Annotated in this window: 23 protein-coding genes; 12 read left to right on the top strand and 11 right to left on the bottom strand. The window is 57.0% G+C overall.

Annotated elements, in window-relative coordinates:
* Nucleotides 1-104: 104 nt before the first annotated feature.
* The 4 genes from rpoZ (at nt 105) to ACTJK7_RS25440 (ending at nt 3749) form a co-directional block, all read left to right on the top strand.
* Nucleotides 105-368 (top strand): DNA-directed RNA polymerase subunit omega, encoded by a 264-nt coding sequence (gene rpoZ, locus ACTJK7_RS25455; protein WP_003229503.1) that lies wholly within the window; start codon nt 105-107, stop codon nt 366-368.
* Between the two features lie 57 nt (nt 369-425).
* On the top strand, nt 426-2531 hold the full coding sequence (gene spoT / locus ACTJK7_RS25450) for a bifunctional GTP diphosphokinase/guanosine-3',5'-bis pyrophosphate 3'-pyrophosphohydrolase (protein WP_064379844.1): 2106 nt from the start codon (nt 426-428) through the stop codon (nt 2529-2531).
* Nucleotides 2532-2555: 24 nt separating this feature from the next.
* Nucleotides 2556-2936 (top strand): RidA family protein, encoded by a 381-nt coding sequence (locus ACTJK7_RS25445; protein ID WP_003229509.1) that lies wholly within the window; start codon nt 2556-2558, stop codon nt 2934-2936.
* A gap of 72 nt (nt 2937-3008) precedes the next feature.
* Nucleotides 3009-3749: a hypothetical protein gene (locus ACTJK7_RS25440; RefSeq protein WP_108563566.1), complete on the top strand. Its 741-nt coding sequence runs from the start codon at nt 3009-3011 to the stop codon at nt 3747-3749.
* A 137-nt stretch (nt 3750-3886) separates the two neighbouring features.
* Here ACTJK7_RS25440 and ACTJK7_RS25435 read toward each other — a convergent pair whose 3' ends face one another.
* Nucleotides 3887-4744, bottom strand: coding sequence for an SDR family oxidoreductase (locus ACTJK7_RS25435; protein ID WP_108563567.1), 858 nt, complete (start codon nt 4742-4744; stop codon nt 3887-3889).
* 188 nt (nt 4745-4932) lie between these two features.
* Between ACTJK7_RS25435 and exbB the strand changes: the two genes are divergently transcribed.
* The 7 genes from exbB (at nt 4933) to ACTJK7_RS25400 (ending at nt 12128) form a co-directional block, all read left to right on the top strand.
* Complete coding sequence (exbB, locus tag ACTJK7_RS25430; RefSeq protein WP_064379839.1) at nt 4933-5886, top strand: tonB-system energizer ExbB; 954 nt, start codon at nt 4933-4935, stop codon at nt 5884-5886.
* A 6-nt stretch (nt 5887-5892) separates the two neighbouring features.
* Entirely contained in the window at nt 5893-6321 is a 429-nt protein-coding gene (gene exbD / locus ACTJK7_RS25425; RefSeq protein WP_064379836.1) for a TonB system transport protein ExbD, read from the top strand.
* Nucleotides 6318-7064: a TonB family protein gene (locus ACTJK7_RS25420; RefSeq protein ID WP_064379833.1), complete on the top strand. Its 747-nt coding sequence runs from the start codon at nt 6318-6320 to the stop codon at nt 7062-7064. The genes exbD and ACTJK7_RS25420 overlap by 4 nt, the downstream gene beginning before the upstream one ends.
* A gap of 175 nt (nt 7065-7239) precedes the next feature.
* The gene (locus tag ACTJK7_RS25415; RefSeq protein WP_064379831.1) at nt 7240-8169 is read left to right on the top strand and encodes a hydrogen peroxide-inducible genes activator; all 930 of its coding nucleotides are present in this window, start codon (nt 7240-7242) and stop codon (nt 8167-8169) included.
* 8 nt (nt 8170-8177) lie between these two features.
* Complete coding sequence (gene recG / locus ACTJK7_RS25410; RefSeq protein WP_011336566.1) at nt 8178-10253, top strand: ATP-dependent DNA helicase RecG; 2076 nt, start codon at nt 8178-8180, stop codon at nt 10251-10253.
* Nucleotides 10254-10332: 79 nt separating this feature from the next.
* On the top strand, nt 10333-11733 hold the full coding sequence (locus tag ACTJK7_RS25405) for an aminoacyl-tRNA deacylase and HDOD domain-containing protein (RefSeq protein ID WP_039765182.1): 1401 nt from the start codon (nt 10333-10335) through the stop codon (nt 11731-11733).
* A gap of 137 nt (nt 11734-11870) precedes the next feature.
* Nucleotides 11871-12128, top strand: coding sequence for a hypothetical protein (locus ACTJK7_RS25400; RefSeq protein WP_039765180.1), 258 nt, complete (start codon nt 11871-11873; stop codon nt 12126-12128).
* Between the two features lie 118 nt (nt 12129-12246).
* On the opposite strand, the gene ACTJK7_RS25395 is transcribed toward ACTJK7_RS25400, so the two are convergent.
* Nucleotides 12247-12630 carry an SCP2 sterol-binding domain-containing protein gene (locus tag ACTJK7_RS25395; protein WP_096817262.1) on the bottom strand — a complete coding sequence of 128 codons (384 nt, stop codon included), beginning with the start codon at nt 12628-12630 and terminating at the stop codon, nt 12247-12249.
* A gap of 589 nt (nt 12631-13219) precedes the next feature.
* On the opposite strand from ACTJK7_RS25395, the gene ACTJK7_RS25390 reads away from it, so the two are divergent.
* Nucleotides 13220-13588, top strand: coding sequence for a DUF6124 family protein (locus ACTJK7_RS25390; RefSeq protein ID WP_134023025.1), 369 nt, complete (start codon nt 13220-13222; stop codon nt 13586-13588).
* A gap of 58 nt (nt 13589-13646) precedes the next feature.
* Here the strand turns inward: ACTJK7_RS25390 and ACTJK7_RS25385 are convergent, their stop codons facing one another.
* The 9 genes from ACTJK7_RS25385 to ACTJK7_RS25345 form a co-directional block, all read right to left on the bottom strand.
* Nucleotides 13647-14081, bottom strand: coding sequence for a hypothetical protein (locus tag ACTJK7_RS25385; RefSeq protein ID WP_309295773.1), 435 nt, complete (start codon nt 14079-14081; stop codon nt 13647-13649).
* Between the two features lie 13 nt (nt 14082-14094).
* On the bottom strand, nt 14095-14694 hold the full coding sequence (locus ACTJK7_RS25380; RefSeq protein WP_236196228.1) for a lysozyme inhibitor LprI family protein: 600 nt from the start codon (nt 14692-14694) through the stop codon (nt 14095-14097).
* A complete protein-coding gene (locus ACTJK7_RS25375; RefSeq protein ID WP_440779417.1) occupies nt 14691-15782 on the bottom strand; it encodes a tetratricopeptide repeat protein in 1092 nt (363 codons plus the stop codon). The genes ACTJK7_RS25380 and ACTJK7_RS25375 overlap by 4 nt, the downstream gene beginning before the upstream one ends.
* A 28-nt stretch (nt 15783-15810) precedes the next feature.
* A complete protein-coding gene (locus ACTJK7_RS25370) occupies nt 15811-16605 on the bottom strand; it encodes a hypothetical protein (protein ID WP_223290649.1) in 795 nt (264 codons plus the stop codon).
* 16 nt (nt 16606-16621) lie between these two features.
* Nucleotides 16622-18010: a lysozyme inhibitor LprI family protein gene (locus ACTJK7_RS25365; protein ID WP_170928907.1), complete on the bottom strand. Its 1389-nt coding sequence runs from the start codon at nt 18008-18010 to the stop codon at nt 16622-16624.
* A gap of 104 nt (nt 18011-18114) precedes the next feature.
* On the bottom strand, nt 18115-18888 hold the full coding sequence (locus tag ACTJK7_RS25360) for a hypothetical protein (RefSeq protein WP_064379824.1): 774 nt from the start codon (nt 18886-18888) through the stop codon (nt 18115-18117).
* Entirely contained in the window at nt 18885-22013 is a 3129-nt protein-coding gene (locus ACTJK7_RS25355) for a glycoside hydrolase family 19 protein (protein ID WP_236196231.1), read from the bottom strand. The genes ACTJK7_RS25360 and ACTJK7_RS25355 overlap by 4 nt, the downstream gene beginning before the upstream one ends.
* Nucleotides 22013-23023 (bottom strand): hypothetical protein, encoded by a 1011-nt coding sequence (locus ACTJK7_RS25350; protein ID WP_064379819.1) that lies wholly within the window; start codon nt 23021-23023, stop codon nt 22013-22015. The genes ACTJK7_RS25355 and ACTJK7_RS25350 overlap by 1 nt, the downstream gene beginning before the upstream one ends.
* 10 nt (nt 23024-23033) lie before the next feature.
* Nucleotides 23034-25082 (bottom strand): type VI secretion system Vgr family protein, encoded by a 2049-nt coding sequence (locus tag ACTJK7_RS25345; protein WP_440779414.1) that lies wholly within the window; start codon nt 25080-25082, stop codon nt 23034-23036.
* Between the last annotated feature and the right edge of the window lie 11 nt (nt 25083-25093).

Below are 25093 nucleotides of genomic sequence, written 5' to 3'. Positions count from 1 at the left end.
GGTCAAAAAATCAGCGCTTCCCTAATCGCTGGTGATTTTTTAAACTGTTGAGTCCGCTCGCCCAACCGGGCAGCGCGCATATTGCATTCGCTCCGAGGAATACCATGGCCCGCGTAACCGTTGAAGACTGCCTAGAACACGTGGAAAACCGCTTTGAGCTGGTCATGCTCTCTACCAAGCGTGCCCGTCAACTGGCCACCGGCGGCAAAGAGCCCCTGGTTCAGTGGGAAAACGACAAACCGACCGTTGTTGCGCTGCGTGAAATCGCTGAAGGCCTGATGAGCTACGAGTTCATCGCCGAGCAGGAAATCGTCCACGAAGACCCGGTCTTCGCTGCGTTCGAGGACGAGTCCAACGAGGCCGTCTAAGCCTATGCCTGGTCGACGTAGCACGGCGCGGGATCACAGCTTGCGGCAGGAGACATCATGCCGAGCATAGACGCCCTCGCCGATCGCTTATCGACCTACCTCGGCAACGACCAGGTCAACCTGGTCCGCCGAGCGTATTTCTACGCCGAACAAGCCCACGACGGCCAACGCCGCCGCAGCGGCGAGGCGTACGTCACGCATCCTCTTGCCGTGGCGAATATTCTTGCCGACATGCACATGGACCATCAGAGCCTGATGGCCGCGATGCTGCATGACGTGATCGAAGACACCGGTATCGCCAAAGAGGCGCTGCAAGCGCAGTTCGGTGAAACCGTGGCCGAACTGGTCGACGGGGTCAGCAAACTGACCCAGATGAACTTCGAGACCAAGGCCGAAGCCCAGGCTGAAAACTTCCAGAAGATGGCGATGGCGATGGCACGCGACATTCGCGTGATCCTGGTCAAGCTCGCCGACCGCCTGCACAACATGCGCACGCTGGAAGTGCTGTCCGGCGAGAAACGCCGGCGCATCGCCAAGGAAACCCTCGAGATCTACGCACCCATCGCCAACCGGTTGGGCATGCACGCGATCCGCATCGAGTTCGAAGACCTCGGCTTCAAGGCGATGCACCCGATGCGTTCCGCGCGGATCTACCAGGCCGTCAAACGCGCCCGGGGCAACCGCAAGGAAATCGTCAACAAGATCGAAGAGTCCCTTGCCCACTGCCTCGCCATCGACGGCATCCAGGGCGAAGTCAGCGGTCGCCAGAAACACCTCTACGGCATCTACAAGAAAATGCGCGGCAAGCGTCGGGCCTTCAACGAGATCATGGACGTCTACGCGTTCCGGATCATCGTCGACAAGGTCGATACCTGCTACCGCGTGCTGGGTGCTGTACATAATTTGTACAAACCGTTGCCGGGGCGCTTCAAGGATTACATCGCGATCCCCAAGGCCAACGGCTATCAGTCGCTGCACACCACGCTGTTCGGCATGCACGGTGTACCGATCGAAATCCAGATCCGCACCCGTGAAATGGAAGAGATGGCCAATAACGGCATCGCCGCTCATTGGCTGTACAAATCCAGCGGCGACGAGCAGCCGAAAGGCACTCATGCCCGGGCCCGTCAGTGGGTCAAAGGCGTGCTGGAAATGCAGCAACGTGCCGGCAATTCGCTGGAATTCATCGAGAGCGTGAAGATCGACCTGTTCCCGGACGAGGTCTACGTGTTCACGCCCAAGGGCCGGATCATGGAGCTGCCCAAAGGCTCCACGGCGGTCGACTTTGCCTACGCGGTGCACACCGACGTCGGCAACAGCTGCATCGCCTGTCGGATCAACCGTCGTCTCGCGCCGCTGTCCGAACCGCTGCAAAGCGGCTCCACGGTCGAGATCGTCAGCGCTCCCGGCGCACGGCCGAACCCGGCGTGGCTCAACTTCGTGGTCACCGGCAAGGCGCGCACTCACATCCGCCACGCACTGAAACTGCAACGCCGCTCCGAATCCATCAGCCTCGGCGAACGCCTGCTGAACAAGGTGCTCAATGGCTTCGACAGCGCGCTGGAACAGATTCCGGCCGAACGCGTGAAGGCAATGCTCACCGAGTACCGCCTCGAACTGATCGAAGACTTGCTGGAAGACATCGGCCTCGGCAATCGCATGGCCTACGTCGTGGCGCGCCGCCTGCTCGGCGAAGGCGAGCAACTGCCAAGCCCGGAAGGCCCGCTGGCGATTCGCGGCACCGAAGGCCTGGTCCTCAGCTACGCCAAATGTTGCACACCGATCCCGGGCGACCCGATTGTCGGTCACCTGTCGGCAGGCAAAGGCATGGTCGTGCACTTGGACAACTGCCGCAACATCAGCGAAATCCGCCACAACCCGGAAAAATGCATCCAGCTTTCGTGGGCCAAGGATGTCACCGGCGAATTCAACGTCGAACTGCGCGTCGAGCTGGAACACCAGCGCGGCCTGATCGCCCTGCTGGCCAGCAGCGTCAACGCAGCCGACGGCAATATCGAGAAAATCAGCATGGACGAGCGCGATGGTCGCATCAGCGTTGTCCAGTTGGTGGTCAGCGTCCACGACCGTGTGCACCTGGCCCGCGTGATCAAGAAACTGCGCGCCCTGACCGGGGTGATCCGCATCACCCGCATGCGTGCATAACTCAAACATTACAAGGAGTCATACATGACCAAGACCGTTATCACCAGCGACAAGGCCCCGGCCGCCATCGGTACTTACTCCCAGGCGATCAAGGCCGGTAACACCGTTTACATGTCGGGTCAGATTCCCCTCGATCCAAAAACCATGGAACTGGTCGAAGGCTTCGAAGCCCAGACCGTCCAGGTGTTCGAGAACCTGAAAGCCGTGGCCGAAGCCGCCGGTGGCTCGTTCAAGGACATCGTCAAGCTGAACATCTTCCTCACCGACCTGAGCCACTTCGCCAAGGTCAACGAGATCATGGGCAAGTACTTCGACCAGCCGTACCCGGCCCGCGCCGCCATCGGCGTGGCAGCCCTGCCAAAGGGTTCGCAGGTTGAAATGGATGCCATTCTGGTCATCGAGTAATGCGCACGGCGCGGCCCTAGACGCCGCGCCGACTGCTCTGCGGTAAAGAAAAGGTTTTGAAAGGATTCCACCATGCGCAAAGCGCTTGCTCTCTCGCTGCTCGCCATTTTCCTCGGCGGTTGCGCCAGCAACCCTGCCGACCGTGACATCAGCGGCACCTGGATCAATCAGGTCGCCATCGATGCCGCTGCCAAGGGCGGCCCCCTGCGCGAAGCGCTTCAGGCTTACGGCCCGAACCTGGAGTGGGACGTCAACACCAAGGCCGGTCAGGCCCGCTACACCAACGGTTTCGAAAACGTCGAAGGTCGCTTGCTCGGCGAACAGGCCGGTGCCTGGAAGGTCGACGTCTATGGCAGCTCCGCCAGCGAGCTGAAACGTGACGGCGGTCAACTGCAACAAGTCGCCAACGAAAACGAACCGGAACAGGTCTTCGACCGCGCACAGATTCCGGTTCCGGAAGGCGCACCGATCGGCGCCAGCTTCGAACGCGCGCTGTATTCCGCTTATCTGGGCGGCAACTGGACGATCACCAGCGGCCAGGGCGAAGGCGCCACCGTGCAATTCCAGGCGGACGGGCAAGTCTCCGGCCTGCCGGGTGCCGACCGCTATGCCCTGTGTCTCGCGGGCGATTGCGCGTCGATGAGCAGCGGCAACGACAGCATGTGGTTGCAGCAGAACGGTCAGGGCAACAACTGGATCTTTGTGCGCAAGGGCAAAGAGCTGGAAATCCTGCAGGCCGTGAACACGGCGCTGGCGGACGAACAACCGCAGTTCACCCCGGGTGAGCGCAAGTGGTTGCTCGAGAAGCAGTAACTGCACCTGAGAACAGCATGTAACCCTGTGGGAGCGGGCTTGCCCGCGATGAGGCCATAGCATTCAACATTTATGCTGACTGTTATGCCACTATCGCGAGCAAGCTCGCTCCCACGGTTATTTGTTGCGCTTGAAATTCAGCACTTGCCCTCAAGAATCGCGGCATACCCCTCACGATAACTCGGATACTTCGGCACCCAACCCAAGGCTTTCGCCCGGGCATTGCTGCAGCGCTTGCTGCCGGTGCGACGTACGCTCTCGTCTTCCGACCATTCGGTGACACCCAGATACTCACGCAGCCACGCCACCACCTCGGCCAGCGGCGCCGGCGCATCGTCCACGCCGATGTAAACGTTATCCAGTTCCACACCCTTGCAATCCGCGTCCAGCAAGAACGCCATCAACCCCGCCGCGTCATCGGCATGGATGCGATTGCCATACAGCGGCGGATCGACCGCCACCCGATAACCCCGACGCACCTGGGTCAGCAGCCATTCACGGCCGGGGCCGTAAATGCCGGTCAGGCGCACGATGCTTGCGGGAATGCCAGAGTTGAGCGCAACCTGCTCGGCTTCCAGCATCACCCGCCCGGAATAACCAGCGGCGACGGTTTCGGATTTTTCATCGACCCATTCGCCGTTCTGCTGCCCATAAACACTGCTGCTGGAAACGAACAGCAGCCGCTCCGGCTCCTGCCCGTAATCGTTCAGCCAGCCCAGCACATGCTGCAAACCCTGCACATAAGCCGCGCGATATCCGGCCTCATCGTGATCGGTCGCCGCCGCGCTATACACCAGGTAATCGATGGCACCCACCGGCCAGGTCGCCGGGCAATCCTCGTTGAACAAGTCACCAGCGACACCGATAACGCCGTACGGCAAACGCGAAACGTCCCGGCGCAGGCCGTAGACCTGGAAGCCGGCAGCCAGCAATTGCGTGGCCAGACGGCTGCCGACATCACCGCAACCGGCGATCAAAACAGAAGGCGCGGACATCAAAAATCTCCCATCGGAAAGCGACAGACTAGCCTCGGCAAGGGACGAGCGGCTAGCAATGAAGGAAAAAAAGCAACTCTATTACTTTTGTTAACAAGAATTACTTGCAATAATGCATGCCACTTTTGTTCTCGGCCTCACGAGGCCTGGAAGAGCATCACCGTTTTTCTATCTCAGGTCCGGCCAGCATGACACGCATTCAAAACTCCGCTTCGCCAACCAACCGACCTCGCGCCTGGAGCGCCGTGGCTGCCCTGCTGCTCAGCCTGATGCTGGCGCCGGTCGCCGCCTTCGCTGACGCACAAGCCCCGGCCGCACCAGCCGCCACCGAGCAGAGCGCTCCGGCCGCTGCACCTGCCGCGACCGACCCGGTGCAGGCCGTAGACGCCAGCGCCGCCGACGCACCGGAAGCCCTCGAAGCCGACAACACTCTGGGCATGGCCCACGATCTGTCGCCATGGGGTATGTACCAGAACGCCGACGTGATCGTTAAAGCCGTGATGATCGGCCTGGCCATCGCCTCGATCATCACCTGGACCATCTGGATCGCCAAGGGTTTCGAACTGATGGGCGCCAAACGCCGCCTGCGCGGTGAGATCGCCAACCTGAAAAAAGCCGCCTCCCTCAAGGAAGCCAGCGCCACCGCCGCGAAAGAAGGTACCCTGGCCAACCTGCTGGTACACGACGCCCTCGAAGAAATGCGCCTGTCGGCCAACGCCCGCGAGAAAGAAGGCATCAAGGAACGCGTCAGCTTCCGCCTCGAGCGTCTGGTTGCAGCCTGTGGCCGCAACATGAGCAGCGGCACCGGCGTCCTCGCCACCATCGGTTCCACCGCGCCGTTCGTCGGTCTGTTCGGTACCGTGTGGGGCATCATGAACAGCTTCATCGGCATCGCCAAAACCCAGACCACCAACCTTGCCGTCGTAGCACCGGGTATCGCTGAAGCGCTGCTGGCTACCGCACTGGGTCTGGTGGCCGCGATTCCTGCCGTGGTCATCTACAACGTCTTCGCCCGCTCCATCGCCGGTTACAAGGCTCAGGTGTCCGATGCGTCGGCTCAGGTGCTGCTGCTGGTCAGCCGCGACCTCGACCACCAGCCTGAGCGCAGCAGCTCGCATCCGCACATGGTGAAAGTGGGGTAATCGGCCATGGGCCTGCATTTGAAAGAAGGCGCAGACGACGATCTGGCCGAGAACCACGAAATCAACGTCACGCCGTTCATCGACGTGATGCTGGTGCTGTTGATCATCTTCATGGTCGCCGCTCCGCTGGCCACCGTGGACATCAAGGTGGACCTTCCCGCCTCGACCGCCAAACCGGCGCCGCGGCCGGAGAAACCGGTGTTTCTCAGCGTGAAGGCAGACCAGCGCCTGTTCATTGGCGATGACGAAGTGAAAGCCGAAACCCTCGGCGCCGCACTCGACGCCAAGACCCAGGGCAAGAAAGACACGACGATCTTTTTCCAGGCCGACAAAGGCGTGGATTACGGCGATCTGATGAGCGTGATGGATAACCTGCGCGCCGCCGGTTACCTGAAGGTCGGTCTGGTCGGGCTCGAGAGCGCAGTCAAGAAATGATCACGACGCGCCATAAGCTGACGCGTTACAGCGGTAGCCTGGCCGTGGTGCTGGGTGTTCACGCGCTGGCCATCGCGCTGGCGCTGAACTGGAACGTCCGCCCGCCCATCGAATTGCCGCCGCAGGCAATGATGGTCGAGCTGGCGCCGGTTCCGGCCCCGCCACCGCCCGCACCGCCGAAAGTCGTCACGCCACCGCAGCCACCGGCTCCGGTTGAGGAACTGCCGATCCCGAAACTGGCCGAAGCGCCGAAAGCCGAGATCGCGGTGCAGAAACCGAAACCCAAGCCGAAACCCAAACCGCCGAAGCCGATCGAGAAGAAACTGCCCGATCCGCCGAAGGAGAAACCGTCCGAAGAGAAGCCGGCCGATACCCAGCCGACTCAGGCCCCGACGGAGAAATCCGCCCAGCCTGCACCGGGCCCGTCGCCTGCACAATTGGCCGCCAAGGCCAGCTGGCAAGGCACCCTGCTCGCGCATCTGGCCAAGTACAAGAAGTACCCGGCCAGCGCTCAGGCAAGGGGCAAGGAAGGCTTGAACCGGTTGCGCTTCGTGGTCGATGGCGAAGGCAACGTGCTGTCGTTCGAACTGGTGGGCCGCTCCGGCAACGCCGATCTGGACCGGGCCACCCTGGACATGATCCGCCGCGCCCAACCGCTGCCCAAGCCACCGGCCGACATGTTGACCAATGGCTCGATCGAAATTGTTGCGCCGTTTGTTTACTCGCTGGAACGCCGCCGCTGATCTGCACTGGCAGAACACGGCTCGATCCCGCCCAAAAGGCACCGAAAGGTGCCTTTGTCATATCTGCAAACGGCAAACCGGCATTGCCCGGTGTCGCATTCATCACTCAGTCTGATAACGTGCGTCTATCGATTGCAGCCGGTATGCTTGGCCCGCATCTTCATGGACGCTTGCTATGACTCTCACAGAATTACGCTACATCGTTACCCTCGCCCAAGAGCAGCATTTCGGCCACGCGGCCGAGCGTTGCCACGTCAGCCAGCCGACCCTGTCGGTGGGCGTGAAAAAGCTTGAAGACGAACTCGGTGTGCTGATTTTCGAGCGCAGCAAAAGCGCCGTGCGTCTGACCCCGGTCGGTGAAGGCATCGTCGCCCAGGCGCAGAAAGTGCTGGAGCAGGCCCAGGGCATCCGCGAACTGGCGCAGGCCGGCAAGAACCAGTTGACCGCCCCGCTGAAAGTCGGCGCGATCTACACCGTCGGCCCGTACCTGTTTCCGCATCTGATTCCACAACTGCACCGGGTCGCCCCGCAGATGCCGTTGTACATCGAAGAAAACTTCACTCACGTGCTGCGCGACAAACTGCGCAACGGCGAGCTGGACGCGATCATCATCGCCCTGCCGTTCAACGAAGCCGACGTGCTGACCCTGCCACTCTACGACGAGCCGTTCTACGTCCTGATGCCGGCCCAGCACCCGTGGACCCAGAAAGAATCCATCGACGCCGCCCTGCTCAACGACAAGAGCCTGCTGCTGCTCGGCGAGGGTCACTGCTTCCGCGATCAGGTGCTGGAGGCCTGCCCGACCCTGACCAAAGGCAACGACGGCGCCAAACACACCACGGTCGAATCCAGCTCGCTGGAAACCATTCGCCACATGGTCGCGTCCGGCCTGGGCATCTCGATCCTGCCGCTGTCGGCGGTGGACAGTCACCACTACGCCCCCGGCGTGATCGAAGTGCGCCCGCTGTCGGCACCGGTGCCGTTCCGCACCGTGGCCATCGCCTGGCGCGCGAGCTTCCCACGGCCGAAAGCGATCGAGATCCTCGCAGACTCCATTCGCCTGTGCTCGGTCGCCAAACCTGCCGCGCCGGTCACGGCCGGTTAGCCAGCGTCATGACGGAGCTGTCGCAGGTCTCGGTCACCGCACTCAAGGGTGTCGGTGAAGCCATGGCCGAGAAACTGGCCAAGGTCGGCCTGGAAAACCTCCAGGACGTGCTGTTCCACCTGCCGCTGCGTTATCAGGATCGCACCCGCGTGGTGCCGATCGGCGCATTGCGGCCGGGGCAGGACGCCGTGGTCGAAGGCACCGTCAGCGGCGCCGACGTGGTCATGGGCCGGCGCCGCAGCCTCGTCGTGCGCTTGCAGGACGGCACCGGCGGCCTGAGCCTGCGCTTCTACCACTTCAGCAACGCGCAAAAAGAAGGCCTCAAGCGCGGCACGCGGATTCGCTGCTACGGCGAAGCCCGGCCCGGCGCCTCGGGGCTGGAGATCTACCACCCGGAATACCGCGCCATCAACGGCGACGAACCGCCGCCGGTGGATGAAACCCTGACCCCGGTCTACCCGCTGACCGAAGGCCTGACCCAGGCGCGTCTGCGTCAGTTGTGCATGCAGACCCTGACCCTGCTCAAACCGGCCACCCTGCCCGACTGGCTGCCGACCGAACTGGCCCGCGACTATCAACTGGCGCCGCTGGCCGATGCGATCCGCTACCTGCACAACCCGCCCGCTGATGCCGACGTCGATGAACTCGCCCTCGGTCATCACTGGGCCCAGCATCGCCTGGCCTTCGAAGAACTGCTGACTCACCAGCTATCGCAGCAACGCCTGCGCGAGAGCATGCGCTCCTTGCGTGCGCCAGCGATGCCGAAAGCCACCAAACTGCCGGCGAAATACCTGGCCAACCTCGGCTTCAACCCGACCGGCGCTCAGCAACGGGTCGGCAACGAAATCGCCTACGACCTCAGTCAGCACGAACCGATGCTGCGACTGATTCAGGGCGACGTCGGCGCGGGCAAAACCGTGGTCGCCGCCCTCGCCGCGCTGCAAGCGCTGGAGGCGGGTTATCAGGTCGCGTTGATGGCGCCGACCGAGATCCTCGCCGAGCAGCACTTCATCACCTTCAAGCGCTGGCTCGAACCGCTGGGCATCGACGTGGCGTGGCTGGCCGGCAAGCTCAAGGGCAAGAACCGCGTCGCCGCGCTGGAGCAGATCGCCAGCGGCACACCGATGGTGGTCGGCACCCACGCGCTGTTCCAGGATGAAGTGCAGTTCAAGAACCTCGCGCTGGTGATCATCGACGAACAACACCGCTTCGGCGTGCAGCAACGTCTGGCGCTGCGGCAGAAAGGCGTCGGCGGGCGCATGTGCCCGCATCAACTGATCATGACCGCCACGCCGATTCCCCGGACGCTGGCGATGAGCGCCTACGCCGACCTCGACACCTCGATCCTCGACGAATTGCCGCCCGGCCGAACCCCGGTCAACACCGTGCTGGTCACCGACACGCGTCGCGTCGAAGTCATCGAGCGGGTGCGCAGCGCCTGCGCCGAAGGTCGGCAGGCCTACTGGGTGTGCACGCTGATCGAAGAGTCCGAAGAGCTGACCTGCCAGGCCGCCGAAACCACTTTCGAAGACCTGACCGCCGCCCTCGGCGAGTTGAAAGTCGGGCTGATCCACGGCCGCATGAAACCTGCCGAAAAAGCCGCCGTCATGGCCGAATTCAAGGCCGGCAACCTGCAACTGCTGGTCGCCACCACCGTGATCGAAGTCGGCGTCGACGTACCCAACGCCAGCCTGATGATCATCGAGAACCCTGAGCGTCTCGGCCTTGCGCAACTGCACCAGTTGCGCGGTCGCGTCGGCCGGGGCAGCGCGGTCAGCCATTGCGTGCTGCTCTACCATCCGCCGCTGTCACAGATCGGCCGCCAGCGCCTGGGCATCATGCGCGAGACCAACGACGGCTTCGTCATCGCCGAAAAAGACCTCGAACTGCGCGGCCCCGGCGAAATGCTCGGCACTCGCCAGACCGGCCTGCTGCAATTCAAGGTCGCCGACCTGATGCGCGACGCCGATCTGCTGCCCGCCGTGCGCGATGCCGCACAGGCCTTGCTCGAGCGCTGGCCCACCCACGTCAGCCCGTTGCTCGACCGCTGGCTGCGACACGGGCAGCAATACGGCCAAGTGTGAGCACCGTCGCAGTTTCTGACAGCTCGTTCCAACCAAGCTGGTTATACTCCTGCAATTGTTTCAAAAACGGATACAGACCATGACCGAAGCTGCTCTCGCCCCCGAATCACCGCACGCTCCGTCTGTTATTCGGCTGCTGCTCAACAAGCTGGGCGTCGCCTACGAAGAAGTGCTCGACCACCACGGCCTCAATGCCTCGCGCAAAGTGCAGGCGGTGTTGCTGGACGACGCGGTCGGTGCGCTGATGGTGCTGTTTCCACAGAGCCAGTTGCTGGATCTCAACCGCCTCGCCGAACTGACGGGCCGTCGCCTGACCGCCGTGTCCACCGAGCGCCTGGAAAAGATGCTCGGCAAACACAGCCTGAGCCTGCTGCCGGGCCTGCCGGCGCTGACCAGCTCGCCGTGCCTCTACGAAGAAGGTCTGCTGCGCGAGCCGAAGTTGCTGATCAACTCCGGCGAGCCGGGTCTGCTGCTGGAAATCGCCAGCGAAGACTTCAAGACCATGCTGACCAAGGCCAGCGCCGCCAACTTCGGCGAAGCCCTGAGCAGCATCCGCCCGAACCTCGACCGCCCGGACGATGACCGCGAGGAAATCACCCAGGCCGTGCAGGCGTTCACCGCGCGGCGCATCCAGCAGCGTCTGGAAGCGACCATCGAGATTCCGCCACTGGCCGAAACCGCGCAAAAAATCATCAAGCTGCGCGTAGACCCGAACGCCACCATCGACGACATCACCGGCGTGGTCGAAACCGACCCAGCGCTGGCTGCGCAAGTGGTGAGCTGGGCGGCATCGCCGTACTACGCCTCGCCGGGCAAGATCCGTTCGGTGGAAGACGCGATCGTGCGCGTGCTGGGCTTCGATCTGGTGATCAACCTGGCGCTGGGCCTGGCCCTCGGCAAGACCCTGAGCCTGCCCAAGGATCACCCGCAGCACACCACGCCGTACTGGCAGCAGTCGATCTACACCGCCGCCGTCATCGAAGGCCTGACCCGCGCCATGCCGCGTGCCCAACGCCCGGAATCCGGCCTGACCTACCTCGCCGGCCTGCTGCACAACTTCGGCTACCTGCTGCTGGCCCACGTGTTTCCGCCGCACTTCTCGCTGATCTGCCGCCACCTGGAGGTCAACCCGCACCTGTGCCACAGCTATGTCGAGCAACACCTGCTGGGCATCAGCCGCGAACAGATCGGCTCCTGGCTGATGCGCTACTGGGACATGCCGGACGAACTGGCCACCGCCCTGCGCTTCCAGCACGACCCGAACTACGACGGCGCCTACGCCGAATACCCGAACCTCGTCTGCCTGGCCGTGCGCCTGCTGCGCAGCCGCGGGATCGGCTCCGGCCCGGATGAAGATATTCCGGATGCGCTGCTGGAGCGTGTTGGTTTGACTCGCGACAAGGCCAATGATGTGGTCAGCAAAGTGCTTGAGGCGGAAGTGTTGCTGCGGGAACTGGCTTCGCAGTTCAGCCAGGCTTAAAGCATTCTTCGGAACGTCAACCAGGGCCTGTCTTGATTGCAGATAGGGCCCTGGCTCCACAGATTTCGGCCACTTTGCCAGCAACGACAGCAAACAAGCGCCCTGCTATGATTTGACGGCATTCAGAGGAATTTCCGATGACCCAAACAGATGCTGTCAGCGTTGCAAGCGAAGTGCGCAAGCTTGCCAAAGACAACAAGGTTACAGCCAGTCGTGACGGCATGAGTCGTATGGCCGTGGGGATTACCCGCTTGTCTGGCGATGTCGTCGAGCTGGATGGCATCGAACAGTTGCTCGTCAATCTCAAGCGAAAAGGCGTTCTGAGCAAATCTGAAATCCTGGCGCTCCAAGGGCGCTATCTTCAAGAAAGGCGTGCACAGAAACGTAGCGCATGACTTTTGATCCATTCGGCGACTTCGAAACGGCTGGATATGTTCAAAACTCGCTGGACGCCGAGCCTCATGAGCCGGATAGCTGAAGAGGCTGAACCATCCGGCACGCTACCTGAAAGACCTATGCCTTCGGCTTGGCCTTCCGCGGCTTCAAATACTTCATCAACCCCTGAAACCACATCACCAGCGCCGGATTCCCCTTGAGCTGGATCGACTTGTCCTGAATCCCCTGCATGAACGCCAGCTGCTTGTTCTTCGCCTGCATCGTGGCAAACCCGAACGCCGCGTCTTTAAAGGCAATCGCAAACGCCGGCTCCGCCACCACCCCGGACTTGCTGGTAATGCGCTGGTCCTTCACCACGAAATGCCGCGCCACTTTCCCATCCAGAGTCTGCAGCTGAAACACCAGATCCTTGTCACCCAACTGCTGCTGGAACGCAGGATTTGTCCGACTGGCCTTACCCATCAACAGACCCAGCATCCACAGAAGAAAACGAAATTTCATGCGCACAGCCTCAAAAGGAAAATGAACGGCTGGGGGAGTGTAAGGGATTCGGATGGATTCGCCACTATGTTGGGCTGATAGAAGACGATGCTGGGCTTTTCCTGCCAGATGACTACCAAGTCACGATTTCCAGTCCCCTTGCCTTGCTCGTTCCCACGCTCTGCGTGGGAATGCCTCCCGTGACGCTCCGCGTCACACCATCCCCCCGTCCTACACCTGAAGAAACACATTCCTGTAGGAGCTGCCGAAGGCTGCGATCTATTGATCTTCTACCTCGCAAATCCTTGGGAAATGTCCTTCAAACTGCGGTGCTGTCCATGAACTAGGCAGGCTGAACCATCGTCGATAGCCTCTGTGTGTCACCGCAAAATCGGTGACTCGGACGTGCAAGTCCGGTTCAGGTGCACAATCGCAATGGCATTTCGCCGAGCCTTTTCCTATGCTCGCGGATCGTTATGGCGGCTGTGCGTCGGAGACCTTCGGGTCTGCCGGGCACCTGGACCGGTCTTGCACACCAACGCACAGCTGCCACCTATTTCGAAGTGCAAAGCGAAACGGTGTCAGCGTCTTAACTCCAGGGATGACATCCATGATCAAACCAACACCCAATCCACCAGAAACACCAGAAACCTCCCCCTACGAATCCCCCGATTCAAAGAAACTCCACGAAGCCGCCGAACGCGCCCTCGACCACCATTTCAAACCTACCACCCCACGCCCAAAACGCCTGGGTGGCCTGTTCGCCCTCTGCCCCAATGCCGACGCCGAAGCCCTCATGGCCAACGCCTCAGAAGACCTCCTGTCCATCAGCGCCTTCGCCGCCAACCTGGCCGACGACCTCGACGGTCCCCGCCGCTCGATGGCACTGGGCCTGAGCAGAATGGCGGATGGCGTGCGCTTGATGGTGGAAGGCACGCTCGATCACATTGAGTTTCGGGAGTATCAGGCCAAGCCGTAGCTGAATCGCGGGCGGAAAAAAGGGGACGATGAGTCCCCTTTTCCAACTGACCAATTCCTCACCACTGACAGCCCGTCTCCGATGAGAAATCCATACTGAAATCGTGTTCGAAGGAGTACTTCTTCCCGGTTTTGTAGTTCGTATAAGTCATGCCATAGACCCGGGCACCCTGACTCACCATTTCATACTCACCCGTCAGCGCGCCCTCCGATACCTCAACCCAAGTCGTAGTGAACTGATACGGACGATCCTCTGCCAGAATTTCTTGCTCGGTATTCCGATACACCAGAGAAATGGCCTTCTTTGACTTGCTGTACCTGACAGCCGCTCCGCTCCATTTGGAGAAGGAGTCGTAATAAGTTCTGAGTTCGAAATTGATGCTTTTGGCGCTTTCTTGCGAACGGAAGCAATAAATCTCCGTCGAGACCTCACTGTGCGCCGCCATAGGAAAGAGAACAAACAGTGCAGCAGATAAAACTCGCAGTGACTTCAATCTGATCATTCCTTCAACGATTCAGAGGCAACTGAAAACGCATTCGCACTGCGCAGTTAGCGATGTCCTCCCGGAACACGCGCTCACTCATTTCACAGTGCCCATCGACGTATTGCCGCCACAACGGATCATCGAAGTTGTCACCCCCCAATCGCTCCATCGAAGCCACCAGACCTTTTTCTCGATCCTGCCCCGCCATGGCCGATGCAGCTTTATAAAAACCGTCCAGGGGTAACCCAGTCTGCAGAGCAACCAATTCCCCCAACCGGGCATTGGTTGTTTGCACCAGGCACCCAAGCTTTTCGATGGGCGCCTCTGCACCGGGCAAGGCCGACTGATAAATATCCTCGCAATACGCCTCTTTGAAGCGCACCCACTTCTTTTGCACGTCAGTCAGTTGCTTCTTGTCGGCGGGCGCCAGACTGACCAGCGCTTTCTTGTATTGCTCATTCAACACTGCGTCGACTTTCTTGAAAGTCTGCTGACCGCAAATGACCAAATCGGGATTGGAAAAGCTGTCGGGATTGCAGGTTTCCTGGGCATGCGCAGGAACCAGCAAAGCAGTCAAAGAAACACCTGCGATCAGCCCAAAGAACGCCTTGAGTTTGATCATGATCCGGATACTCCGGCACTGCGCTCAGCAACCCGAGCGGGAATCTTCGAAGCCTTTCCCGCGTCCGACATACGCGATGCATATTGTTTGTACGCCGGCACCGCCCGCTCTTTATTGTTCATGGCCCAATAGCTATCTGCGAGATTCAGGTAAGCCACCGTCCGTTCCGGGTTGTGGGCAATCACCGCATTCAGCAACTGGACAGACTCCGTGTAGTAACCCGCCTCGCCCAGCAGAAAACCGACGTCGTTGGACCAACCAGGCTGCTGCGAGAAGAAGTACTTTCCGACGATATAACTTTCCGGAGAGCACGCGCCATGCGCATCATTTCCCATCAACATATTACCCATCACCTCCTTGAACGAGCTGCTGTCGCCCTTTCGATAGGCTGCCAGCGCTTTATCCAGCAGGTCAGCCGAACCAACTGTCATCAGTTTTTTATAACCGCCCTGAGGGCTGCCAACGTTTGCAGCCCGCAACTTTTTAAGCGCTTCGAGGCCGTTGAATGAAGCCAAAGTGGTTGGGCCAAGCGTCTCAATCGGCAGCTCCGCGATGCTCACAAGCGAGCGATCGCAGGAGTCGTTATTGACCACTTTCAGCAAACTTTTCAGCTCGAACTGCTTTGAGCCTTTATTGAAGGTGAACAAAAGATTGAAGTTATAAACAGCGTTGTCTTCTTCGTTGGTCACCAGCGCAATGTAGTCCCCCGCCTCAACGAACCGCTGCTTGACCAGAACCTCTTCCTCTTGTGGATCCACAACCGTCATGGCTCCAGGCCGGCCGTTGAAAACCCGCACGCTAAAACTATCCAGAAGATCAGACGAGTACTGACTCTTCGTAAGAGGCAAAGCCTTGGACGTATCGAGCAATATATCCTCATTGCGCCCTTGAACCGGCGCGATCAACAACCGGTTGGATGCCTCGTCCGCGCCTCCCGCCAGAACGAACACGTTTTGCCGTGATCCATCACCCAGCAGGCTTGCCGGGATTTCCTTGAGGACTTGGGGTGCAGCGAGCGCGTGTGGTGTGAAAGCCACGGACGTGGCAATGGCCAAGAGGCCACCGAGTAGAATTGAACATCCTTTCACGCTGTAACTCCGTTCGGTCTTCGCAGGCTTACTCAAAAGCCATGCTGCGCACCGCTGTTTTGATTTGTTCAAAGCCTTCGGCGCTGATCGCCAATGAGGTGGATGAACCCGACTCCGCCGAACCGATCAGCACCTGTTCGTTATGCATCAAGCAGAAGGTGATACGACTGAACTGACGTGGATTCTTGCCGTGGTAACCAATGACGAATCCTGATGAACTCGCGCTCTGCAGGGATTCGAAAGTGAAGGATTGCGGATCACCGGCCAACAACGTCGGTTCCCAACCATGATCGGTCAGGGTCGCCGGGCATTTAAGGTCGTTACTTTCTCGCACTAGTTGCAACTCAATCGCGTCATCAAGCGGCGGCTTCTGAGTGGTGAGCGCGGAAAGGTTGTTGGCACTTTCACACATGACACCGAACCAGGGCTGGCTCAGCTTTGCGGGCTTTTCGAAATTCCACTCATAACCAGTCGAGGTCTGAGCCTGCGATAAACGCGGGGCGTTAGTGGTTTCAGGCAGTTGTTTGGCCGCAATGAATACCAGATCAGGCGTATTGAACTGCAACCATTGATCTTTCGAGAGCGTCATTGAGAACCGGCAAGGTGTCATGTCGACCGCAGCTTCGGCTGGGCCTTGCGCGATCTGCGACTGACCCGACGCATTGCCCACCGAGACAACACTTGCGGCGGCATGACTGGCCTGCGCGAACGCAGCAACGCTGATCAGCAATACCCGCAGAAATCGAGGCCTCACGAAACCCGGTATCGACAAGTCAGGCACAGTTCCACCCACTTGGAATTTAACGGCAAAGAATCGCGACACATCCGCGCTCCGAGTTTCAAATGCAATGGCTCGCCTTGATCGGCTCTGGAACTTGCGACTTCAATCGCGCCACACTGTCGACGCCCGACCGATAACCTTTGTCAGCCGCCATTTGATAACAGGCTAACGCCCGGGACATATCTTTCGTTCCCAACTCGCCCCCCTCAAGGGTAGATGCCAGATAAAACATCGCTTCCTTTGAGCCCATGGTAATCGCCCGAATGACCTGCTCTTCTGCCTGCTTGGGATGAAGGCAAGGACCGTTATAGTCGGTGGAGTTTCCTGAACAAAGAAACGTGGCGTAGCCCAACGCACCACTCGGTATTTTCGAAGCCGCTTTGAACAACGCTTCAACCTTGCTGGTTTCCAACTGAGACGCCATCTGCGAAAGACTCAAGCTCGCCGCTGACAGGCTCGCCTCTGGATCACCCGACTCAGCCGCACAGACATAATTTTCCAGGGACGCTTCTAACAATTCCGCAGTCAGACGGTATTGCTCGAGCGAACCCAGCCCTCCCAAAGCCTCGGCACGTTGATCACAGAAGTTCTCGGCACGGCTCATTGCAGGGTTACGTGTTGCGACAAGATCCTTCTCGCTGATCGACCAGTCTTCAACGCCTTCAAGCACCCAGCACGCCTGACGAGAGAAGTTGAAGATTTTTACATTGCTGTTGCCCGCCCGTTTATCGACCACATCGACGTGACTGTCATCGACCTCTTCAATCTCGACTCCAGGTGTCTTGCCGGGTGTGATGGCGGCCATCAGCGGATAGGTGAAGGAAGCTCCGCTGACGCCCGAGGTCGAAGGCTCAAAGGTACTACGGTCCTTGCCTGCAACCGGCTTCAACAAAAGCAACTTGACCGTCATCGCAGTGAGACGACGCTGTGATTCACTGCTGGCGGAAAACGCTGTCAGGAAAGCAGGGAATTCCTCCGAAGGACAAGCGCCGTTGGCCGGCGTCGTCGAAGTGCTCTTGTCGGATGCAAGAACAGGGACGATCTTGTCCAGGTACGCCGAGCGCTCGCGACTCATTCTTGTGATGCACGAGTTGACCGCGAACACATGCGCCGGCATCCCCGTCTCGATCTCGAATGCCTCCAATGGACAATTCGCATCGCGCAATTTCAGCCACGCGCGTTGCGACTCTTTAACCTTCGCCGCGTACTCTGCGCCCAATGCCGGATCTGCTCGATAGTCAGACTCAAGCCGCGCCATCAATTGCTTATAGCTGACGTTCAGCTGCGTATCGGCAGCCTTCATTGCCGATTCGGAACAGGGCACCATTTCCAGACTCGAAGTAACCTGAGTGCAGCCATCCTGCGCATACACCGCCGAAGCCGGCAGCAAAAACCCGCCGATAAACGCAAAAAAAAAACGCTTCACTGTGTTTAATCCTTGATTCATTCAGGTCATCACGCTTCGCGCTTTGCAAAACGGATTGCTTGGCGGCGGTCATTTCCCTCGCCATTCAAACCCTAATTTTTTGCCCTGTTCATAGTCCCGTGATATCAGCATCCATCCGCATCACCACATAAGATCCATCCGCGAATTTCTTTACCTTTTGGTGTTTTGAACATAACCGAGAGCCAGCCAGCCTCAACAGCTTCCTGCTGGACCTTGTCCCCAGCGATCAGATACATACGAGTGACATCGTCAAAAACCGGAGAACTATAAATTTTGGCTTTTTTGTTTATCGTCAGCTGAACAGGAATACCGTCATTCCATTTAGAAAAAGCCGTGGTAGCAAGTTTATTACTGACAGATAATTGATCCTTGTAAGGAAACACGTACAAAAACCCCTTATAGTCATCCGTCAATATATCCCCACCCTCACCAAAATACTTGGAAATCCGCTCATCCCTTGAGTAACCATCATCGCTCTTTTTGTAAACATGCACACTGTAGTACTCGCCAGAGTACTTAACTCCGGTATCAGAATGTATTCCCACACTGTGAATTACAAATAGTTCACTTTCAGAGCCGCCTTTTACATCAGCAAAAAAAGCCGCACGGACTTGTCCTGTATCTGCCAAATACGGTAACTGCCCGACCAATGTCTTAGCCCTACTCGCACAATCAATATAGTTAACATCTATACCCATTTGACTGTTTGATCCGTCACTACTCGCCTCACCCTCTATGGGAACCAGATCAAAAACAATCGCACCGTCTTTTGTTGAGATCGAATGGTAAGCTTGACTCTCAGGGACATCGCAAGCAAATGAAGCTACCGAATACAGACAAAATGAAATTAGAAATCCCGACTTAAACAAAGCTCTCATAACGAACAGCCTCCAAATCCAGCCTTAAATTTTTCAGCAATCTCTTTCGTGTACTTCTCTCGTTTATCAAGCTCTTTCAGCCCAGAGTTGATAACCCTAGTTACAGACTTAATCTTGGCATCTATATCAGATGAGCTAGCATCCGCAAGCGCACCGATACCTTTCGACTTCCAAAACCACAGACCAGACTCTATTGCGACTTTCATATTGTCTTGTGCCAGGTTTGGATTAGCATCGATATTCACACCTATCGCCACAGCGCATTCACGATAGTTAGCATAGTGAGTCAAATGAAGAAGACCTCTACCCCTGTAGTCGTTATGAGGGTACTGATTGCTACCAAAGCTATGTTTACCGTACGCTGGATCGTTTTCAATCAAATGCTGATCTATATACTCAAGTTTTTCCTCTCTGGTTAGTGACATTCCCAGCCTTGCAAAACCATCATTAATAGCGGTCGGTGCCATTCTATAGAGTTTTTCGGCAGTATAACTACGGCGAGTATAATTTAGACTCTCTCTGAAAGCAGAAAATTGAAAAGTTTCGTGCTTACCCTGCCCCATTATATGGAAAACCTGAGAACAGGTATTCACACCATACTTGGGGAAAAGCTCGTTCGCCACCGTAACAAATTCACTGATAAATGTATCCGCTACAGAGGATGGACAAATGCTTCGCATCAATGCATTAGTTAACGCGATATTACTGCCACACTTCTTGCACATATTGGTGCCCGACGAAGGCATCATATTTCCGATCATAGCAATTGGATGAAAATGCCATACATTTCCATCGCCCACGCCTTTAGACTGCGTAACCGGATCATCCCAAAATATTAAGCTATCTATCCGTTCTTTCTCGTGCTTTAAAACAGACGGATTCCCCTCGAGCAACGTATCTAGCCGTGCCCACTTGGCAGAATCAGACTTAGACCTCCACTCTGTTGGGTGATATGCAATAAGCTTTGACCAGTGGTTTCTAAACTCTACATTCTTAAGCGCAATTGGAAAATCTTCGGGGGTGACTTTTTGATCCTTATTACCAAACTTATCCAAATCCTTATATAAGGCTTGAAAAAAATCCGGCATATCTCCGGGATCCAGAAAACCATCGGAATTTGAATTCGACTCCTTAACAACACGAAAACCTAGTTTTTCCCAATCGTGTTGACTGAGGAGCTTTGCGCCTTCTTTTTTGAGCAAGCCGGTTTTGCTTTCTGCGTTATCAATTATAGTTATTTCATACCATTCTTCAGTGTCCTTATATAGAACGGCCTTTCCAAGCTCTACAAAGCTTTCATTAGAAATCGTCACCACTCCGGTTTGCGGTGGCTTGCTTCTTAAGTTCGTATTCGCTGGCAAATGTAGGTATTGTTTCCCCTGTTTCACATTTGCTTTATTTTTTAGAAAATCCTCAATTTTAGGATCAGCCGAGAAAATCTCCACGTGAACTTGATAACTTCTCGAAACTCCACCATCTGGACCTGCCAATGTTTCATTTAAACCAAGAAAACCAATTGTGTCGCCTGCCTTAATTGCCGTATCCATCGGCACAATCTTATCAAACTCAGTCGGAACCAAGCCTTGCAATTGAACATAAGGTTTTTCAACACAAGCCCAAAAAGTGGCGGGCACAGGAGTGGAGTGGCTTTTCAAACCGGTTGCAGCGCCGGAAGCACTCGGTACAAAGGAGCATTCCGCCATTTTGAAAAACTTAGAGCCAATCTTCAGGCTAAAAACTTTCCCGCTATCAAATTCTATTATGCTATTTGTACAAAGAACTAAGTCTGCGTTCTGTCCTAGACTATTTACCTGTCTAATTGCAGCCCCAGCTAAAGCACCGTGACTTTGCGTTGAGGGAGCCGCTCGCAAAGTAAGCCCCGTTCCGGAAACTACAGCTCTGACTTTGCCCTTCCAATAGTCTGGTTTCTTTCGCTCTGGTGCAGTTATTGCGCTCCAGCTCGGGCTTCCATCACCTCTTGGATAGGCGATGCCGTTTTGCTTATAGGCGAACCAAAAATCTTGCCCTGGAGTGCGCCCTCCAACAGTACCTTTAATCAGCTTACCCTTGGCGTGGACGTGATCAGAATGTTCTTCTAGTATTTCAATTTCAGTTCCAGCAGAAATTGAACCATATTCGACGCAGCCGCTTGCACCAAGAATATCGCTTCGCGCTTTAAACCCACTTGCGATCATTTTTATTTTTGGAGCACCTGGTTGCTCTGGGTCATCCGCATACCTGTCATATGGTAGCAGATGCATATACAGGCTATAAAATACGAGCTCATTCTTAGTGTTAGGCGTCACTTCCTTATTCGGAGGTGACTTATAGTCATGCCTAACAAGACAAAATGAATTTGAGTATTTCAATACTTCTGTAGAATTTGATGCCTCAAATGCAGTCGCTAGATAATCTTCATTCAAACGGTAGGCTACGACGACACCGTCTCCAATACAACGAATAGGCTCGTCTCGCATACATTGCGGGGCAATCCTATGTGATATATGAATTCCGCCATGCCAAAAACCATGATTACCTAATAAAAAATTTCCCGAAGTCTCACCCTCAAGGGCCTTAAAAACCTCTTCAGAATCTTTGAACTGTGTTCCATCAGCCTTTCTAAATGGAAATTGAAAATTCATTATAGGAGCAGCGGCTGGCGCAGTCGGCGCTGTGGGAGTCGGCGCAGGGGTAGACGCAGGTTGGGAACCTGTCTTAAAAATCTCCTTAACTCGTAAGAACTTTATCGGCATTCGCCAATAATTTGAACCGTTCCCAAATTTAGCGGAAGCAGGACCAGTAGAATTTTGTGAACCGAAAAAGTTTCCACTTCTGTTTTCGACATCGATATCTTCGACAAATCCCGTATGGGTTGGCCAAAGCGCGATGTCCCCTGGCAACACATCTTTCCACTCAATAACATCGTAATTGTCGACGTTCGTTTTGAGCAAAGCAGTATTATTGTACGGAACGTTATAGCCAGCCGCCTTTAGCATTTCCCACACTAAAGTTGAGCAATCAATCTCTTTTTTGCCGTCGCCATCAGTATCTTTTCCCTTGCCGCCACCATAAACATAATCGCCTTTGGTATAGAGCGGTCGCTGCTCAAGAACTCCAGTAGTCATCAGTTAGCTTCCTGCTTCAAGCAATTTGAGGATTCAGTTTTTACATTCTTGGCAATCAATCTCGCTGCATTTTCCTTGGATAACTCAAAACCTTGAGCAGCCGCAGCTTGGAAACACGCCAGTGCACGATTGATGTTTTTAGTACCGAGGGTCCCCCTTTCATATGAGAGTCCCAATTGATTCAACGCTTCCATAGAGCCCAGTTTTGAACCTGCCTCAAGGGCGTTCAAAGACTTTTGGGGATCTGCGCAGGGACGGACTTGGTCATAACGGCCTTCGTCGCAATAGAAGTTCGCTAGTGCCAGATTTGCTGCTCCAGAAGTGCTGGCCGCGCTGAGCAAAAGCTCAAGAATCCTTGCGTCATCCAAGCGCGGCGCTTGACCTGATAGGCTCAGCAAGACTGCCTGATACCCCGCTTCTATGGAGCCCTTATCTGCGCCGTTCATATAGCTATCAAGTGCAGAAATATAAAGCTGACTTGATGCTGGAAACTCTGCTTCCATCGCCAAATCAGCATAGTTTTTCCCTCTCATCAAGCTGCGCTCCCCAGGAGGGAGACTTGATGCATCAACCTGAGAGTCCAACACGGTTTCTAGCGACCAGTTTTCAAGGCTACTCAAAGACCAGCAATCGGCTTTTTGGAATGTAAGGATTTTCAGCAACTCTCCTGCCCGATCACGTACGAAGATCTTATTCGGAGGTTGAACCTTTACCTCCAAACTCGACATTTCGACTACTTCGGGAGAGACCGCGCTCAGCTCGCCCCCCCCTAGTACCTCAATTTCTCGCTCAACCACTTTAGGTTGACTACCCTCGGCAACAACCTCCAAAAAGTGGATAGGAGAAGCGGTAAACGCGCGTTGCACCTCTGGCTTCGCCAAAAACTCTTTCACAAAACCATGAAAATTATCAGAAGGGCACTGAATGGCGAATACGTCTGAACTCAGGCCCAATACCAGCAACACGATCCATCTCAAGCCGAATTTCCCGGCGTTCTTTTTAATTTTCATAACTAACTCATCACTCAGAAAACACAAAAAAAGCCTTCGGCTTAACCTTCTCAGGCGGCGCATTCAACAACGCCTGATCCATCAAACTCCCCGCCTTATCCTTATCCGCCGCCCCCGGCAGCACCGGCGGTTTGATACCGATCCCGGTGCCACTCCCCGGCGAACCGCCAGCATTAATCTTCACCACCGGCCCAACCACCGTCACACCACCGCCATCGAGCTTGATGAAACTGCCGCCGCCGAGAATCGTCAGCTCAGTCCCTGCCTCAATGACAATCTTGTCCCCGGCCTTGATATGAATCTCTTTCCCGACACTGGTCAGTTGCGCCGTCCCGAGCTTCACATGCTGGCTCTCGCCAATAGTCAGGTGGTCGTCCATCCGCGCTTCGACTTTGCGATCGGAAATCGTGGTGCGATGTTCTTCAGCCTTCAGCTCGGTGTAGCTGTTCTTCACCACCGTGTCGTGACGTTCATTCCCGACCCGAATCTTCTGATCGTGCTCAACGTTTTCATCCCAGTCGCGCTGGGCGTGGATGAAGATTTGTTCGGCGCCTTTTTTGTCTTCGATGCGCAGTTCGTTGTAGCCACCGCCGCCCGGGGAGCTGAGGGTTTTGAAGACGCTGCGGGTTTTGTTTGCCGGCAAGGCGTACGGCACCGGGTTTTCCTTGTGGTACAGGCAGCCGGTGACCAGTGGCTGGTCGGGGTCGCCTTCGAGGAAGGTGACGAGGACTTCCATGCCGATGCGCGGGATGGAGATGGCGCCGTAGCGGTCGCCGGCCCAGGAGCTGGAGACGCGCAGCCAGCAGCTGGTCTTGTCGTCGGCCAGGCCTTCGCGGTCCCAGTGGAATTGCACTTTGATGCGGCCGTATTGGTCGCAGTGGATTTCTTCGCCTTTCGGGCCGGTGACCATGGCGGTCTGGCTGCCGAGCACGCGCGGTTTCGGGTGCTCCAACGCTGGGCGGTAGAACACGTCCCACGGGGTGGCGAGGAAGCGGTTGCGGTAGCCTTGGTGGAAGTCGTCCTTGTTGTCGGTGGTGTCGCTGGTCACCGATTCTTCGAGGACTTGTGGCTGTTTGCCTTCGTGGAAGATTTCGGTGAGCAGCCACAGGTCGTTCCACTCGCTGCGCGGGTGGTCGGACATTTCCATGAAGTGGCCGCTGACCAGTCTGGTCTGGTCGCCGCGACCTTCGGCCTGACGGTAATCGGCGCGATGGCGTTCGAGGGCGCGCTGGCTGAGGAACTTGCCGCGCGCGCGGTCGATGAAGCGGCCGGGGTAGTCGTAGTCTTCCAGATCCGGTTCAGCGTCTTTGCTATCAAGAGCGCCGTCCGGTTTGTAGGCCGCTTCCATTTGCAGGCGCGGTTTTTCGAAGTCGTAGTCGCGGCGGGTGGTGCGGCTGGTGCGGGTTTCCAGGCGCAGCTTGAAGCCTTTGATCACCGGTTCTTCGGCGACCATGCCGCTGCCCTGCACATACGCGGTCGGTTGGCCGAGATTGGGGAACACGGTCTGGTCATCGCCGAACACCAGCAAATGACCTTTCTTGCTGTGCTGGAAGTGGTAGTGAATGCCTTCCTCTTCACAAAGACGCTGGACGAAGTGCAGGTCGGTTTCGTCGTACTGCACACAGTAATCGCGATCCGGGCATGGCTGGCTGAGCTGGAAGCTGTAGGCGTTGCCCTTGATGCCGTGCTCGTCGAGGATCAGCGCGATGATTTTCGGCGCCGACATCTGCTGGTAGATGCGCTGGTTGGTGCGGTGATGCAGGTATTGCAGCTGCGGCACCAGCGACACTTTGTAGCGGGTCAGGCGCTTGCCGGCATCGCCCTGGGCGACGCGGTAGATCTGGCCGTGGATGCCCGAGCCCTGCGGATCGAGGGCGAGGAATGCCTGTTTGTGCAGAAGCTTTTCCAGGTCCAGATCCGGGTTTTCGCTGACCAGTTCCAGGTCGAAACGGAACGGCTGGCTGATGCCTTCGGTGCCGGTGAACGACAGGACTTGCAGGTCGCCCACGTAGTCTTCAACGGTCAGGCTGAAGTGCGTTTCGTTAGCTGGGTTGAACATAAAGTGCTCCC

It is taken from the genome of Pseudomonas sp. 22085, from assembly GCF_052045815.1.
Taxonomy (GTDB): domain Bacteria; phylum Pseudomonadota; class Gammaproteobacteria; order Pseudomonadales; family Pseudomonadaceae; genus Aquipseudomonas; species Aquipseudomonas glycinae.
This window is presented reverse-complemented; position numbering and strand designations above follow the sequence as displayed.

Excerpts from the sequence above, each read along its gene's own strand:
- rpoZ (WP_003229503.1), top strand. The coding sequence starts at position 105 with ATGGCCCGCGTAACCGTTGAAGACTGCCTAGAACACGTGGAAAACCGC.
- spoT (WP_064379844.1), top strand. The coding sequence starts at position 426 with ATGCCGAGCATAGACGCCCTCGCCGATCGCTTATCGACCTACCTCGGC.
- ACTJK7_RS25445 (WP_003229509.1), top strand. The coding sequence starts at position 2,556 with ATGACCAAGACCGTTATCACCAGCGACAAGGCCCCGGCCGCCATCGGT.
- ACTJK7_RS25440 (WP_108563566.1), top strand. The coding sequence starts at position 3,009 with ATGCGCAAAGCGCTTGCTCTCTCGCTGCTCGCCATTTTCCTCGGCGGT.
- ACTJK7_RS25435 (WP_108563567.1), bottom strand. The coding sequence starts at position 4,744 with ATGTCCGCGCCTTCTGTTTTGATCGCCGGTTGCGGTGATGTCGGCAGC.
- exbB (WP_064379839.1), top strand. The coding sequence starts at position 4,933 with ATGACACGCATTCAAAACTCCGCTTCGCCAACCAACCGACCTCGCGCC.
- exbD (WP_064379836.1), top strand. The coding sequence starts at position 5,893 with ATGGGCCTGCATTTGAAAGAAGGCGCAGACGACGATCTGGCCGAGAAC.
- ACTJK7_RS25420 (WP_064379833.1), top strand. The coding sequence starts at position 6,318 with ATGATCACGACGCGCCATAAGCTGACGCGTTACAGCGGTAGCCTGGCC.
- ACTJK7_RS25415 (WP_064379831.1), top strand. The coding sequence starts at position 7,240 with ATGACTCTCACAGAATTACGCTACATCGTTACCCTCGCCCAAGAGCAG.
- recG (WP_011336566.1), top strand. The coding sequence starts at position 8,178 with ATGACGGAGCTGTCGCAGGTCTCGGTCACCGCACTCAAGGGTGTCGGT.
- ACTJK7_RS25405 (WP_039765182.1), top strand. The coding sequence starts at position 10,333 with ATGACCGAAGCTGCTCTCGCCCCCGAATCACCGCACGCTCCGTCTGTT.
- ACTJK7_RS25400 (WP_039765180.1), top strand. The coding sequence starts at position 11,871 with ATGACCCAAACAGATGCTGTCAGCGTTGCAAGCGAAGTGCGCAAGCTT.
- ACTJK7_RS25395 (WP_096817262.1), bottom strand. The coding sequence starts at position 12,630 with ATGAAATTTCGTTTTCTTCTGTGGATGCTGGGTCTGTTGATGGGTAAG.
- ACTJK7_RS25390 (WP_134023025.1), top strand. The coding sequence starts at position 13,220 with ATGATCAAACCAACACCCAATCCACCAGAAACACCAGAAACCTCCCCC.
- ACTJK7_RS25380 (WP_236196228.1), bottom strand. The coding sequence starts at position 14,694 with ATGATCAAACTCAAGGCGTTCTTTGGGCTGATCGCAGGTGTTTCTTTG.
- ACTJK7_RS25365 (WP_170928907.1), bottom strand. The coding sequence starts at position 18,010 with ATGAATCAAGGATTAAACACAGTGAAGCGTTTTTTTTTTGCGTTTATC.
- ACTJK7_RS25360 (WP_064379824.1), bottom strand. The coding sequence starts at position 18,888 with ATGAGAGCTTTGTTTAAGTCGGGATTTCTAATTTCATTTTGTCTGTAT.
- ACTJK7_RS25355 (WP_236196231.1), bottom strand. The coding sequence starts at position 22,013 with ATGACTACTGGAGTTCTTGAGCAGCGACCGCTCTATACCAAAGGCGAT.
- ACTJK7_RS25350 (WP_064379819.1), bottom strand. The coding sequence starts at position 23,023 with ATGAAAATTAAAAAGAACGCCGGGAAATTCGGCTTGAGATGGATCGTG.
- ACTJK7_RS25345 (WP_440779414.1), bottom strand. The coding sequence starts at position 25,082 with ATGTTCAACCCAGCTAACGAAACGCACTTCAGCCTGACCGTTGAAGAC.